This window comes from Devosia sp., from assembly GCF_028290625.1.
GTDB lineage: Bacteria > Pseudomonadota > Alphaproteobacteria > Rhizobiales > Devosiaceae > Devosia.
Genome location: NZ_JAQGJM010000027.1, coordinates 231,355 through 244,695 on the forward strand (window position 1 = coordinate 231,355; position 13,341 = coordinate 244,695).

Annotated in this window: 14 protein-coding genes; 7 read left to right on the plus strand and 7 right to left on the minus strand. The window is 63.7% G+C overall.

Annotated elements, in window-relative coordinates:
* Positions 1 to 38 precede the first annotated feature (38 nt).
* Positions 39 to 506 carry a MarR family transcriptional regulator gene (locus JWR51_RS15415; protein ID WP_299749221.1) on the plus strand — a complete coding sequence of 156 codons (468 nt, stop codon included), beginning with the start codon at positions 39 to 41 and terminating at the stop codon, positions 504 to 506.
* A 130-nt stretch (positions 507 to 636) separates the two neighbouring features.
* Complete coding sequence (locus JWR51_RS15420; RefSeq protein WP_299749224.1) at positions 637 to 2,880, plus strand: excinuclease ABC subunit UvrA; 2,244 nt, start codon at positions 637 to 639, stop codon at positions 2,878 to 2,880.
* Positions 2,881 to 3,011: 131 nt separating this feature from the next.
* On the opposite strand, the gene JWR51_RS15425 is transcribed toward JWR51_RS15420, so the two are convergent.
* From JWR51_RS15425 to JWR51_RS15445, 5 genes are all read right to left on the minus strand, one after another.
* Positions 3,012 to 3,902 carry a hypothetical protein gene (locus JWR51_RS15425; protein WP_299749227.1) on the minus strand — a complete coding sequence of 297 codons (891 nt, stop codon included), beginning with the start codon at positions 3,900 to 3,902 and terminating at the stop codon, positions 3,012 to 3,014.
* Complete coding sequence (locus tag JWR51_RS15430; RefSeq protein ID WP_299749230.1) at positions 3,899 to 4,792, minus strand: ABC transporter ATP-binding protein; 894 nt, start codon at positions 4,790 to 4,792, stop codon at positions 3,899 to 3,901. Before JWR51_RS15430 ends, JWR51_RS15425 begins: the two co-directional genes overlap by 4 nt.
* A gap of 5 nt (positions 4,793 to 4,797) precedes the next feature.
* Positions 4,798 to 5,169 (minus strand): GntR family transcriptional regulator, encoded by a 372-nt coding sequence (locus JWR51_RS15435; RefSeq protein WP_299749233.1) that lies wholly within the window; start codon positions 5,167 to 5,169, stop codon positions 4,798 to 4,800.
* A 110-nt stretch (positions 5,170 to 5,279) separates the two neighbouring features.
* Entirely contained in the window at positions 5,280 to 6,947 is a 1,668-nt protein-coding gene (locus JWR51_RS15440; RefSeq protein ID WP_299749236.1) for a TadG family pilus assembly protein, read from the minus strand.
* Positions 6,944 to 7,372 (minus strand): TadE/TadG family type IV pilus assembly protein, encoded by a 429-nt coding sequence (locus JWR51_RS15445; RefSeq protein ID WP_299749239.1) that lies wholly within the window; start codon positions 7,370 to 7,372, stop codon positions 6,944 to 6,946. The genes JWR51_RS15440 and JWR51_RS15445 overlap by 4 nt, the downstream gene beginning before the upstream one ends.
* A gap of 251 nt (positions 7,373 to 7,623) precedes the next feature.
* Here JWR51_RS15445 and JWR51_RS15450 point away from each other — a divergent pair, with 251 nt between their 5' ends.
* The gene (locus tag JWR51_RS15450) at positions 7,624 to 8,283 is read left to right on the plus strand and encodes an aquaporin (protein WP_299749242.1); all 660 of its coding nucleotides are present in this window, start codon (positions 7,624 to 7,626) and stop codon (positions 8,281 to 8,283) included.
* A gap of 111 nt (positions 8,284 to 8,394) precedes the next feature.
* Here the strand turns inward: JWR51_RS15450 and JWR51_RS15455 are convergent, their stop codons facing one another.
* A complete protein-coding gene (locus JWR51_RS15455; RefSeq protein ID WP_299749244.1) occupies positions 8,395 to 8,976 on the minus strand; it encodes an SH3 domain-containing protein in 582 nt (193 codons plus the stop codon).
* A 95-nt stretch (positions 8,977 to 9,071) separates the two neighbouring features.
* Between JWR51_RS15455 and JWR51_RS15460 the strand changes: the two genes are divergently transcribed.
* From JWR51_RS15460 to truB, 4 genes are all read left to right on the plus strand, one after another.
* Positions 9,072 to 10,097, plus strand: coding sequence for a D-glycerate dehydrogenase (locus JWR51_RS15460; RefSeq protein WP_299749247.1), 1,026 nt, complete (start codon positions 9,072 to 9,074; stop codon positions 10,095 to 10,097).
* 154 nt (positions 10,098 to 10,251) lie between these two features.
* Positions 10,252 to 10,911 (plus strand): hypothetical protein, encoded by a 660-nt coding sequence (locus tag JWR51_RS15465; protein ID WP_299749250.1) that lies wholly within the window; start codon positions 10,252 to 10,254, stop codon positions 10,909 to 10,911.
* Between the two features lie 31 nt (positions 10,912 to 10,942).
* Complete coding sequence (rbfA, locus tag JWR51_RS15470) at positions 10,943 to 11,353, plus strand: 30S ribosome-binding factor RbfA (RefSeq protein WP_299749252.1); 411 nt, start codon at positions 10,943 to 10,945, stop codon at positions 11,351 to 11,353.
* Entirely contained in the window at positions 11,350 to 12,252 is a 903-nt protein-coding gene (gene truB, locus JWR51_RS15475) for a tRNA pseudouridine(55) synthase TruB (RefSeq protein WP_299749255.1), read from the plus strand. Before rbfA ends, truB begins: the two co-directional genes overlap by 4 nt.
* Positions 12,253 to 12,395: 143 nt before the next feature.
* On the opposite strand, the gene JWR51_RS15480 is transcribed toward truB, so the two are convergent.
* Positions 12,396 to 13,286 (minus strand): hypothetical protein, encoded by an 891-nt coding sequence (locus tag JWR51_RS15480; RefSeq protein WP_299749257.1) that lies wholly within the window; start codon positions 13,284 to 13,286, stop codon positions 12,396 to 12,398.
* Positions 13,287 to 13,341 lie beyond the last annotated feature (55 nt).

Sequence of the window (13,341 nt, forward strand, 5' to 3'; positions counted from 1 at the left end):
AAAATGATTATTGTGATAACTATTTTGGGAGCCAGCGAATGAGTGCCGTCAGAACCAGCCTGGGGGAAGCCAGCCCGCTCTCCGATTTCCTGTGCTTTTCGATCTATTCGGCCAACCTGGCCTTCTCGCGGGTCTATAAGCCGGTGCTCGAGGAGCTTGGGCTGACCTATCCGCAATACATTACGCTGATTGCGCTGTGGGAAGAGGACGGCCAGACCGTCAAGGGCCTGAGCGACCGGCTGTTCCTCGAGCCCAGCACGATGACGCCGATGCTCAAGCGGCTGGAGGCGATGGGCTATGTGACGCGGACGCGCGGCGTGGAGGATGAGCGGATCGTGCGCATCAGCTTGACCGAAGCGGGGCGGCTGGTGCGTGAAAAGGGCATTCCCCTCGCCGCGGTGACCGCCAAGGCATCGGGGCTGAACCGGGACGAGTTCGCCATCCTGCAAAAGGGTATCAGCAATCTGCGGAGTAACCTGATGGCGTCGGCCCGGGCGGACGCCTAATGCCTCGTAGTTGCGAATAATTTGCCTGCAAATGTCGAAACCGTCTCTCCTCCTTCGTCACCGGGTAGGCAATTGCCAATCGGCGATAGGGCCAGCATCATTGCGGCTCATCTGAAAGCGGGGACACGGCATGTATGGTTCGATTCTGATCCGCGGGGCACGCGAGAACAATCTCAAGAACGTGTCGCTGGATATTCCCAAGCGGGCGATCACGGTGTTTACCGGGGTTTCGGGATCGGGCAAGAGCTCCTTGGTGTTCGGCACTATCGCGGCGGAAAGCCAGCGGCTGATCAACGAGACCTATCCGGCCTTCGTGCAGCAATTCATGCCGCATTACGGGCAGCCGGACGCGGACCTGCTGGAAAACATCTCGGCGGCGATCATCGTCGACCAGCAGCGGCTGGGCGGCAATTCGCGCTCGACCGTGGCCACGGTGACGGACGCGGCGCAGATGCTGCGGGTGGTGTTTTCACGGCTCGGGGAACCGCGGCTGGGGTCGCCGGGGCTTTATTCCTACAATGATCCGCGCGGCATGTGCCCCGATTGCGAAGGCATCGGGCAGGTGGCGGCGATGGATATGAGCGCGGTGATCGACGAGAGCAAATCGCTCAATGAAGGCGCGCTGCTGCCCAAGGATTACGCGGTCGATACCTGGTATTGGGAGATCTACAAGAACTCCGGCCTGTTCGACATGGACAAGCCGATCGCCAGGTTCACCGCCGAGGAGCGGGAAAACCTGTTCACCCTCGATGATGGCCGTAAGATCAAGGTCGGCAAGATCGGGCTGACCTATGAGGGCATCGTCACCAAGCTCAAGAAGGGGCTCGGGAGCAAGGACCCCGAAAGCCTGCAGCCGCATGTGCGTGTCGAATATGACCGCATTTTCACGCGTGCCACCTGCCCCGCCTGTCATGGCGCGCGGCTAAATGCGGCGGCGCTGGGCAGCACGGTCAATGGCAGGAATATCGCCGAATGCTCGGCCATGCAGGTGTCGGACCTGGCGGTGTGGGTGCGGCAGATCGATGCCAAGAGCGTCGGTCCGATGCTCAATGCGCTGGCGCTGCGGCTGGAAAACCTCGTCACCATCGGGCTGGGCTATCTGAGCCTCGACCGCGAGAGTTCGACCCTGTCGGGTGGGGAGAGTCAGCGGGTCAAGATGGTGCGGCATCTCGGCTCATCACTTACGGACATCACGTATGTTTTTGATGAGCCCTCGGTGGGCCTGCATCCGCATGATGTCGGGCGCCTGGCCGGGCTGATGCAGCAGTTGCGCGACAAGGGCAATACGGTGCTGATCGTCGAGCACAAGCCCGACATGATCGCCATTGCCGACCATGTGGTGGATATGGGGCCGTTCGCCGGCAGCAAGGGTGGCGAGATCGTCTATCAGGGCGACTACGCGGGCCTGCTCACCTCCGGCACGCTGACCGGCAACCACATGAAAAAGCACCAGGAGATCAAGACCAAGCTGCGCAAGAGTGAGGGCGTGCTGGAGATCAAAGGCGCCAAGCTGAACAATCTCAAGGACGTGTCGGTCAAGATTCCGCGCGGGGTTTTAACAGCGGTGACGGGAGTGGCTGGATCGGGGAAATCGTCGCTGATCCAGGGCTGCCTGCCGAGCGCCTATCCCGATACGGTGATCATCGACCAGAACCTCAGCCGCGGCTCGACCCGCTCGAACACCGCGACCTATACGGGCATCCTCGATACCGTGCGCAAGGCCTTCGCCAAGGAGAATGGCGTCGAGGCCGCGCTGTTCTCGGCCAATTCCAAGGGGGCGTGTCCCGACTGCAAGGGGCTGGGAGTGATCTACACGGACCTCGCGCATATGGACCCGGTGGCCAGCGTTTGCGAGACCTGCGAGGGCAAGCGTTTCACCGACGAAGTGTTGCAATATCATCTGCGCGGCAAGACCATCAGCGATGTCTACACTTTCGCCGTGGACGAGGCCGTGGGGTTCTTCACCGAGCCGGCTATCGCCAAGATTTTGAAGGGTCTCGATGATGTCGGGCTGGGCTATTTGACGCTGGGGCAGCCGCTATCGACGCTGTCGGGCGGAGAGCGCCAGCGGCTGAAGCTGGCGGCGGAACTGGGCAAGAAGGGCAATATCTACGTGCTGGACGAGCCCACGACGGGCCTCCACATGAACGACGTCGATACGTTGATCGGGCTGTTCGACCGGCTGGTCGATGCTGGCTCCACGGTCATCGTCATCGAGCACAATCTGGATGTGGTGTCGCGGGCCGATTGGGTGATCGATATGGGGCCGGGCGCCGGCCAGGATGGCGGCACGGTGGTGTTCGAGGGGACACCGGAGGGGCTGGCGAAGGATAAGGGGCTGACGGGAAGGGCGTTGGCAACAAGGGGTAGTTGAAGAACCCCTCACCCCACCCCTCTCCCCGGAGGGGCGAGGGGGCTGTCTGGTGAACGTCGTATATGTTGCCAAGCACCGGATGTGTCCCCTCGCCCCTTCGGGGAGAGGGTTAGGGTGAGGGGCCTTGGACGTCAGTTGTCGTTCACCCGGCGGCGGTATTCGCTGGCCAGGTAAATCGCCACGATTGCAAACACCGCGCCCAATCCGATCTGCACCCAGTCGGTGCGGGCGATGAGGTCGTTGGCGAAGGCGGAGACGCTGAACGGGACGTCGGTGCTGAACCAGTTTTCCAGATAGCCTTGGCTGACCTGGAAATCGGCGCGGTAGGACAGGTATCGCCAGGTATTGGTATGGACGGGGCTGAGGCCGCCCAGCACAACCCATTCGGCCACCGCGACTAGGCCCGGCAGCAGCAGCGACAGCGGAATAGCCCAGCGGCCGACGACTGTCGCCATGGCGCCCACCAAAGCGGTGAACGGCAGATACCAGAGCAGACCGATCACCAGCACCAGCAGGAGCGCCAGCGCGATCTGCAGATAGACCAAGCCGACATGGCTCAGCATCACCAGGCCCCCGGCGCCGCTGAACGACGACGACACGAAGGCGATGGCGAACAGCAGCAGGGCGCTGAGCAGGGCTGTGGCGTAGATCATTGCCGGCAGGATGGTCAGCGTGGCGGTCAGCTTGGCCAGCAGCATCTTGAAATCGGAGACCGGCATCGACTTCCAGAACAGCATGGCATTGTTGCGCTTGTCGGCCGAAAAGCCATCGGCGCAATAGAAGAACAGCACGCCGATCAGATAAAGGCACCAGGCGCCACCGAAGGCCAGGAAGCCGAATTCGTAGACGCGCATGGGCGCCGCGGCGAACAGGAAGCCGGTGAAGCGGCCATCGACGCGGCCGGTGGCAAACGAGATCAGCGTGGGCACGAACATGACCGCGACCAGGATCAGCGGCGCCAGGACGAAGGCGCCGCGATGCTCGATCAGTTCGCGGTGGACGAGGGCGACGAAGGCCTTCATTTGGCGGTCTCCGGATTGGCGGTCGGGCGCTGCATCAGCGCGACGAACAGGTCGCTGAGGGTCGGGGTCGAGATATTGCCCAGCCCTTCGAACTGGCTGCGGGGGACACCGTCGAAGATCATCACGGTCTGCCCGAAGCGAGTTTCCTCGTAGACCGGGCCCAGCGCGCGAGCCGCGGCCTGCTTGCTCGGATCATTGACCACGAGCTGGGTGAACTTGTCGTTCACGGTCTCCATCTGCATGTGGAGGATCATGCTGCCATCGCGGATGAACATGATGTCGGAGAGCATGAACTCGATCTCGTCCACCTGGTGGGTGGTGATGATCAGGGTGCGCTCCTCGGTCATGTAATCCTCGAGCAGGCGCCGGTAGAAGCGCTTGCGGTAGGTGATGTCGAGGCCCAGCGTCGGCTCATCGAGAACCAGCAGCTTGGCGTCGATGGCCATGACCACGGCGAGGTGGAGCTGGGCGATCATGCCCTTGCTGAGATGCTTGATCTTGAGGTCCGGCTTGAGGTCGGTGCCTTCGAGAAAACTCTGCGCCTTGGCTTGCGAAAAGTTCGGATGGATATTGGAGAGCAGCGCGAACAGTTCGCGCACCCGCAGGAACCGCGGCAGGCTCGCCACGTCGGAAATGAAGGCGACGTTTTCCATCAGGTGGGCGCGGCGGGCGAAGGGGTCTTCGCCGAGCACGCGGATGGTGCCCTCGCAATTGGTCAGGCCCAGCATGGCATTGAGCATGGTGGTCTTGCCGGCCCCGTTATGGCCGATGACGCCATAGATGCGGCCGGGGGGAATCTCGAAATCCAGGCCATGCAGGACTTCCTTGCGACCGAAGGATTTCTTGAGGCCGTGTGCCGAGACGATCGGCGGGAGGATGGTAGTGGACATTTCGGTCATTGCTGTGGACCTTTGTTGGCTGGCACCTTGGCCAGGAGCGTGGTGGCGTCGAGTTCGAGCGCGGCAATCTGCGCGGCGATCCTGGGCCAGTCCTCGGTGAGGAATTTTTCGCGTTCATGCGCGAGCAGTTCGCCTCGCGCTCCGGTTTTGACGAACATGCCCAGGCCCCTGCGTTTTTCGACTATCCCAATATCCACCAGGGCTTCGAACGCCTTGGTGACGGTCAGCGGGTTGACCGACAAATCCCCCGCGATCTGGCGGACCGATGGCAGGGCATCGCCCTCGCCCACCGCCCCGCGCAGGATCATTTCGATAAGCCGCTGCCGGATCTGCACGAAGATCGGCTGGCTGGTGTGAAAGTCATCCATGTGGCTTGCTCTTGTAGTGTGGTGGTTTTGTAGCACACTAATATCGTATGTCAAGCGGGTTTGTGGACGGCCTATAAACCCGGTTGGTGCGCTACAGCGGAAGAAGCGCGCTAGCCGACCAGCACCGCATGGGTGCAGCGAACGCCATAGACCTGCACATCGGCTTCGCCGAGCGAAAGGCCGAGGGTTTCGAGCAGGATCGAGATGACGAGGTCGAGCGTCGGCGTCAGCGGCATGAGCAGGGCTTCGAGCAGCGGGCCGATAATCCCCAGCCCGATGCCGGCCACGGTCAGTTGCAGATCGCCGAGCAGGGAGCCGACGAGGGAGCCGGTGAAGCTGGTGGTCTTGGCGGTCTTGAGCGTCCCGGCGGCGATTTCGGCGGGGGAGAAGCTGAGATTGACCGGGGTGGTCTGGGCGATCTCGGCATTGGCGAGGCCGGTGACCTTGATGCCCAAGGCATTGAGCAGCGTGGCGGTGCCGATGGCGGGGGCGGTGTTGAAGGCGCCGAAGGTGCCGGCATTGACCTCGCCCAGGATCAGATGGACGACGCCGGGACGGGTGGCGATGATGGCGGAGCCGGACGTGTTGGTGCCGGTTGGACAGGTGGCGGAGGCGACGGTCGCCTCAGCATTGGCGATATCGAGATAGAGCGGCAGGCGCACGTCCAGCAGCGGCAGCAGGAGCAGTTGCAGCTTGAGGCTGGCGACGATGCGCAGCCGGATCTGGCTGGTGCGAACGACGGTGTGTTCGGGGCCGACGGCGTACCAGCTGCCGCCCTGCATCGGCTCGCCGATGGCGAGGGTAACGTCGATGCCGGTGAGACCGGGCACGCCGGCGGTGAGCCCCAGGGCGACCTGGTGGGTGCCGTCGCTGAGGCCGGCGCTGACTGAGAGCAGTTCGAGCGCCGAGATGTCGGCGAACAGATTGCTGCCGGCGCTGCCGAGGCTGGCATCCCCTAGTGCGCCGAGATCGAAGAGCTTGCCGATCAAAACCTTGCCATTGCCGCCCGCCGCATTGGCGATCTTGAGGGCGGCGGTCTTTTGCGCGCCGGTAAGAAGCGTGGCGATGGCCTTGCCGATCTGTCCGTGATCGGCGCTGACGGCGAGAATGTCATTATAGGTACCGGCGGTGATGCCCAGTTGCAGCCCGAGGGCATCGAGAAAGGCCAGCGCGTCCACCTTGGCGCTGGCGAGTCCGTTATAGTCCACCGCGGTCAGCGCGATGCTGGTGCCGAGCAGCTTGTTCAGTAGCGCATTGGCAATGCCGCCATTGAGGCTGGCCAGCCGCGAGCCGACGGAAAACGCCACCTGCGGCGTGACGGTGGCGACGGCAGCGGCGCCGATGGTGGGGACCGGGCTCCAGGAGCGAGCGAAATAGAGCGTGCCCGCCTGCTCGAACTGCACCCGCACGGCATTGACCGGGCTGCCGCCGGCGACGAACCGCAGATTGGGCGCGATGGCGGGATCAGCAGCATAGTGGCCCTGCTGTGCCTGGAGCGGATTGGGACCGGGCAGGGCTTCGAGCGCGGCCAGGGTCAGGGCGGGGTCGATCACGCCGGCATCGACCAGCACGTCATGGGCGATCGACAGGCGGTTGGCCGGATCGGCGGCGGCCGCAATGGCGGCCATGTCGACATTGCGCTGCAGCCCACGGCGTTCATTGTAAAGCGAGGCGCCATCGACCGCCAAGGCGGACACCACCGCGACCAGCCCGATGGTGCCGGCGAACAGGACGGCGAAATTTCCGCGCGTATCAGCCCAGAAGCGGTGCCAGCTCATATGCCGCCCCGGCGGATGACGGACGTATAGGTAATGACCGGGCTGGGCAGCGGCAAAGGCAGGTAGAGATTCCAAATCGGCAATTGAGAGGCGTCGTAGCGCACCGTCACCCGGTATTGCGTGGGATCGCCGGGCTTGTCGCCGATGGTGAAACTGACCCGGGCCTGGTCGATCAAGAGGTATTCGCCGGCATTGTTGGTGAGGAAGGCGCCGACCAGACGGTTACGCTCAGCCTGGTCGAGACCCGCAACGGCCGTGCGGGCGGCGTCGGCGGTCAATTGCTGGATCGAATTGGCGGCACCGAAATAGATGCCATAGGCCATCATGCCGGTGAGCATCAGCAGGAACACCGGCATCAGGATGGCAAATTCGACGGCTGCGGTGGCTCGTGTGTCGCGCACCCAGCCAGACAGCAGACACTCCATGACCGGCCTCCCGCTGCGACAAGCGTTCAGCCACCCTCCGCCCGCAGGCTTACCCCGCGATGATCGCGCGGCAGCGGAACAGCCCGCAGCACGGATGGGAGGATTGCGCAGGCCCGGTAGGCAATAAGCCGGAGTGCCCGGCCGCCATCATCATGGTTAACGCAGGGTTAATAATTGCGTGACAATCCTGCGACGGGGGCGTCGGCATGTCGTGCCAATGCGGCAGGGCGTCCCGTTGGGGGACTTCCATCATGAACAAGCTTATCGCGGAATTCTTCGGCACGGCGGTGCTGGTGCTGATCGGGTGCGGGGCCGCCGTGCTGGGCGGAGATGCCATCGGGCAGGTCGGCATTGCCTTTGCGTTCGGGCTGGCCATCGTCGCCATGGCTTACGGCATCGGCCCGATTTCGGGGTGTCACGTCAACCCGGCGGTTAGCCTCGGTGCCTATCTGGCCGGCCGCATGCCGCTCAACGAGATGATCCAATACTGGATCGCCCAGTTTGCCGGCGCTCTGGTCGGCGCGCTGATCCTGCTCGCCATCGTCGGGAGCAATGCCAGCGGGCTCGGCTCCAATGGCTGGGGTCCAGGATATCTGGGCGAATACTCGCTGCTTTCGGCGCTGATCTTCGAGATCGTCTTCACCGCGATCTTCGTCGTGGTCATCCTGGGCTCGACCGGAGAGAAAGCTTCTCCCCACTTCGCCGGCCTTGCCATCGGCTTGACGCTGGTCGCCATCCACCTGGTGGGCATTCAGGTTACCGGCGTCTCGGTCAACCCGGCGCGCAGCTTTGGCCCGGCCGTTCTGGCGGGCGGCAATGCGCTGGTCCAGCTCTGGCTGTTCATCGTGGCACCACTGGTTGGCGGCGCGATCGGCGGGGCGCTGTTCCGGTTCAAGATTCTCAAGGTCTAGTGGCGTTGACCGGCCGGGCAGTCGCGCTGCCGGCCTGACGATTTTCAGACGCACAGTTGCGGGCCGGCGTTGGTTTCACACCAGCCCCGGCCCGCAACTTTTTGCCGAGCTCTAGTCGAACTTTTCGTCGGGATAGACGCCCCAGAGCTCTTCCTGATGCAGGAAGCCCGAATAGCTGGCGGAGCGTTCACCCTCGATCTGCTGGCTGGCGGTGACTTCGCACCAGTCGCCGTCGCAGGACTTGATGGTGACGCGGAGGCCCGCGCCCAGCGTGGCGCGCGTGCTGCTGCCGTCCGAGGCGCCCGAATGCAGGATGATCTCGCCATTGGCCATTAGCGGGGTGACGTAGCCGGCACGGCCGCCCTGCAACAGGTTCTGGTGCACCCAGCCCTCGGAGCCATCGACATCGCGAATCTTGCGCCAGGTATCGAATTCCTGGACGATTTCCACCGGTACGCCGTCCTTGAGATATTCCCAGGCAACTTCGTATTTCACGCCGGGGCCGACGCGCACATTGATCGGGCTGGAGCGGGTGGTGACGAAGCGCGGCAGCTTGAGGCCGCTGGGCGTATTGGTCTGGGCCCAGGCCAGGTCGGGCAAAGCCAGCGCCACGATCGCGCACAGCATGATCAGCGGACGCAGGGCCTGCCGGCAAAAGCGTGCGAAATAGGCGCCTCGGGGGGATTCAAACATGACTTTGCAGATGGGTTGGATTTGCCCTATCACTACCGCACGAACCTTAATGGTCGCTGAAAGGGCCAATGGCCCCTCCTCCCGTCCCGGACCGCATGACCACGACCAAACCGAAAGTTCTTGTCACCAGGCGTCTGCCCGCGACGATCGAGGCGCGCATGGCGACGCTGTTCGAGACCGATGTCAATGAGGGCGACGTCACCCTGACCGCCGACGATATCATCGACGGGCTGGCGGGCAAGGACGTGCTGGTCTGCTCGATCACCGACACCGTCGATGCCGCACTGATCGCCCGGCTGCCCAAATCGGTGCGGATGATCGCCCAGTTCGGCAATGGGGTCGACAATATCGACGTGGAAGCGGCGCTGGCGGCGGGCCTGACGGTGACCAACACGCCCAGCGTTTTGACCGAAGACACCGCCGACATGGCGATGGCGTTGATGCTGGCGCTGCCGCGACGGCTGGTCGAGGGCATGCAATTGCTGGTGCGCGACGGGGTCTGGGCCGGCTGGTCGCCGACCTGGATGCTAGGGCATCGCCTGCGCGGCAAGGCCCTTGGCATTGTGGGCATGGGCCGGATCGGCACAGCGGTGGCGCAGCGCGCGAAAGCGTTCGGGCTCAATATCCATTATTTCTCCCGCGCCCGCCGGCCGCCCGGCGTCGAAGAGCCGCTGGAAGCCACCTATTGGCATGACCTCGACGCGATGATCGCGGCGGTCGATATCGTTTCGCTGCACACGCCGCACACCCGCGAAACCTTCCACATCCTGTCGGCCGAGCGGTTGGCGCGGATGAAGAAGGGCAGTTTCGTGGTCAATGTGTCGCGACCTGAGCTGATCGACGAGAACGCGCTGGTCGACCAGATCGAAAGTGGCCACCTGAGTGGGGCGGCGCTCGATGTGTTCGAGAACAAGCGTGGCATCAATAGTCGGCTGCTGGCGCTGGCGGAGGCCAACAAGGTGGTGCTGACTGCCCATATGGCTTCGGCCACGCTGGAAGCGCGGATCGAGATGGGCGAGACGGTGATCGTCAATATCCGCGCCTTCATGGATGGACACCAGCCGCCGCATCGCGTCCTGCCCGATGGGCCGCAGGCGCCGGGACGTCCGGCCCGTCCCTGAGTGTTGCGCTAAATACCCAATGAGGACGGCATCTGGCGTTGCCCCTCTCTGCCCCCTTGCTATGGCGAGGACTTGGCACCTACTTCTGCTGCATTGCGGCATGCCGGGGGGCAGCGCGCCGCGTCGGTGAGTTCTGGGCAAGGGTAACGGCCTGATGATGACATACGCAAAACTCCCCCTTGCCGGCCTGTTGTTGGCGGCCTTGGCCATGCCGTCCTGGGCGCAGGACGCCAGCCAGCCGCCCTTGGCTGAGGCCGACGGCGTGCTGACGCTGGACCGGCTTGGCCATCACCTGACGATGCCGATGCCCGACTGGCTGCAAGCACCATCGGGCCCGATCGAATCGCAGCTCGAAATCCGCTATGTGGGCGACGATCGCCAGGCGGTGGTGGAATTGCGGCCCAAAGGCGAGACCGAGGCGCTGTGGAACACCCTTTATGGCGCGCGGATCACGCTGGGGGCCACGCGGCCGCTGGCCCAGTTCCGCGCGGCGGTGATGGCGGGCTATGCGGCCACCTGCAAACCCGAGAGCACCGGCTTTTTCCAGTTGCAGCCCGACCAGGGCGAAGTGCTGGCCCCACTCGGCTTCATCTGCGGCGGCTATCGCGACGACCTCACCGGCTATAGCGGGCTTGGGGAGGTGGCGGTCATGAGCTTCAAGAAAAGCACCACCGGCGTCGCCATCGTGTTCCAGGAATGGCGCGGCAAGAGCTTTGATCCGAAGACGCCGTCAACCTGGCCGGTCGCGACGGACGTGGTGCAGGCTCGCGCCACCCAGCTGCAAGACCAGGCGGCACTGACGCCCACGGATTGACGCGAGGGCCCCGAGCGCTTAGATCGGGCCAATGAGCAAAGACCAAAAATTAGGCCCCAACCAGCGCTCGCTGCGTGTCGGCGAACTGGTGCGCCATGCGCTGGCGGCGATTTTCGCGCGCGGCGATGTCGAGGACGACGCGCTGCGCGGCGTCATCATCACCGTGCCCGAAGTGCGCATGAGCCCCGACCTCAAGCTGGCCAATGCCTATGTGATGCCGCTGGGCGGCCAGCGCGCCGAGGCCATCGTCGAGGCGCTGAACCGGCACCGCAAATTCATCCGCGGCCGCGTAGCGCCCCAGATCAACATGAAGTTCGCCCCCGAAGTGAAGTTTTTCGTCGACGACACCTTCGAGGAAGCCGGCCGCATCGACGCGCTGCTGCGCTCCGACAAGGTGAAACGTGACCTCGCCGCTGGCGACGAGGACGAGAAAGAAGTTTGAGCGCGCCCAAACGCGTCAAGCGCGCCATTTCCGGCTGGGTTGTGCTCAACAAGCCCTATGACATGACCTCGACCCAGGCCGTGGGCAAGGTGCGCTGGCTATTCGGCGCCGCCAAGGCCGGCCATGCGGGCACACTTGATCCGCTGGCCACGGGCATATTGCCGATCGCGCTGGGCGAAGCCACCAAGGCCGTGCCCTATGTGCAGGACGGCACCAAGATTTACCGCTTCGCCATAAAGTGGGGCAGCGCCACCGCGACCGACGATGCCGAAGGCGCGGTGATCGCGACCTCCGACGTGCGGCCCGACCAGGCGGCGCTCGAGGCGATCCTGCCGCAGTTCACCGGCACGTTTCTGCAGCTGCCGCCGATCTATTCGGCGCTCAAGATCGATGGCGAACGCGCCTATGACCTGGCGCGGGCCGGCGAAGTGGTGGAACTGGCCAAGCGCGAGATCCGCGTGGATTCGATCGCGCTGGTCAGCCACGGCAGCGATCAGTCGGTGCTGGAAGTCAGCTGCGGCAAGGGCACCTATGTGCGCTCGCTAGCGCGCGATATCGCCGAGCAGCTTGGTACGCGCGGCCATGTCTCGATGCTGCACCGCGCGGCGGTTGGGCCGTTCAGCGATGCCGATGCCGTGACCATCGATGCACTGGAAGCGTTGCTGGCCGAAGAGCGCGATACCTTCATTCGCCCGGTCGCCGAAGCGCTGGATGGCGTGCCCGAATTGCGGCTGAACCCGTCGCAGGCGGCCTCGGTGCGGCATGGCAATGCGGTATTGCTGACGGGAGCCGGGGCGCCGGTGAGCATGGACGATTGCTGGGCCAGTTTCGCCGGTGTGGTGTTGGCGACCGGTTTCGTGCAGTTCGGCCAGTTCCAGCCGCGTCGCGTGTTCAACTGATCGAATGAAAAAGGCGGGGATTGCTCCCCGCCCTGGCTTCATCGATGGATGAAGAAAACAATGATCAGTACCAGCCAGATCGGCACGCCGAGCAACCAGAGACCTAAACCGCGTAGCATGATGTTCTCCTTTGTTGGTGAGCGTTAAAAGCGGCGGAACACGTCGGCGAAGACGGTTTCGTCATCGCGATGATTGCCGCCCTTCTGGGCCGCCCAGTAAGCGCCGATAGCCGAGATCAGCAGCGAGGCGGCGATCAAGAAGGCGCCGATAATGCCGGTATTGCGGGCAATACGGGCAGTTTCGATGGCCTTGAGGCGCGCATCATTGACAGCAGCGGCGACCTGATCGACACGGGCGCTGGCTTCTTCGGGCGTCAGGCCCGTATTAGCGGCAACCACATTGGCCAGGTAGGTCTTGTCATCGGCCGCGATGGTGCCATCGCCGAGCGCAGCCTGGGCGAAGATGCGGCCGGCTTCATCACGAACAGCGCTGATATCGCCGCCAGCCGCCGGCTGGTTCGAGCGGAACAGCGTATCGATGAAGTAGGCGTTCGGGTCAACGCTGACGTCGGCCGCGTTGGACGCCGCATTGGTGGCGGTGGCGACGACATTACCGGCCGTGCTGACCGCGGCCCCAATACCGCCGATAGCGATGATGGTGCCGAGGACGGCGGCGCCGGCCCAGACCAAGAGGCCATGGGCGCCATCGCGCACGTCGCTTTCATGCTCGGTGGCGTCGAAATGACGGCGACGCAGCCGGCCGGTGAGATAGCCGCCGGCCATGAAGCTGGAAATCTGCACCCAGAGGAACCAGGACGCCGCAGCTATCGCGATCCAGATCGGGGACGCGCCTTCACCGTCAAAATCGAGGAAGTTCAGCCCGATGGCCGAGCCAAAGGAAATAAAGACCACAGAGATGGCCGAGGCCAATAGAATTCCGGCGAAGATTGCGGGCCAGTCGACATAGGACACGTCGTCTGTAGTTGAAGCCGCGCCGCTAACGACAGTTACGCCCGTCGGGGCATCGATTGCCATGATAGTGCCTCCAAGAATTGTTGTGATTTAGGCTTAGTCGTGCGTTCAGTGCAGA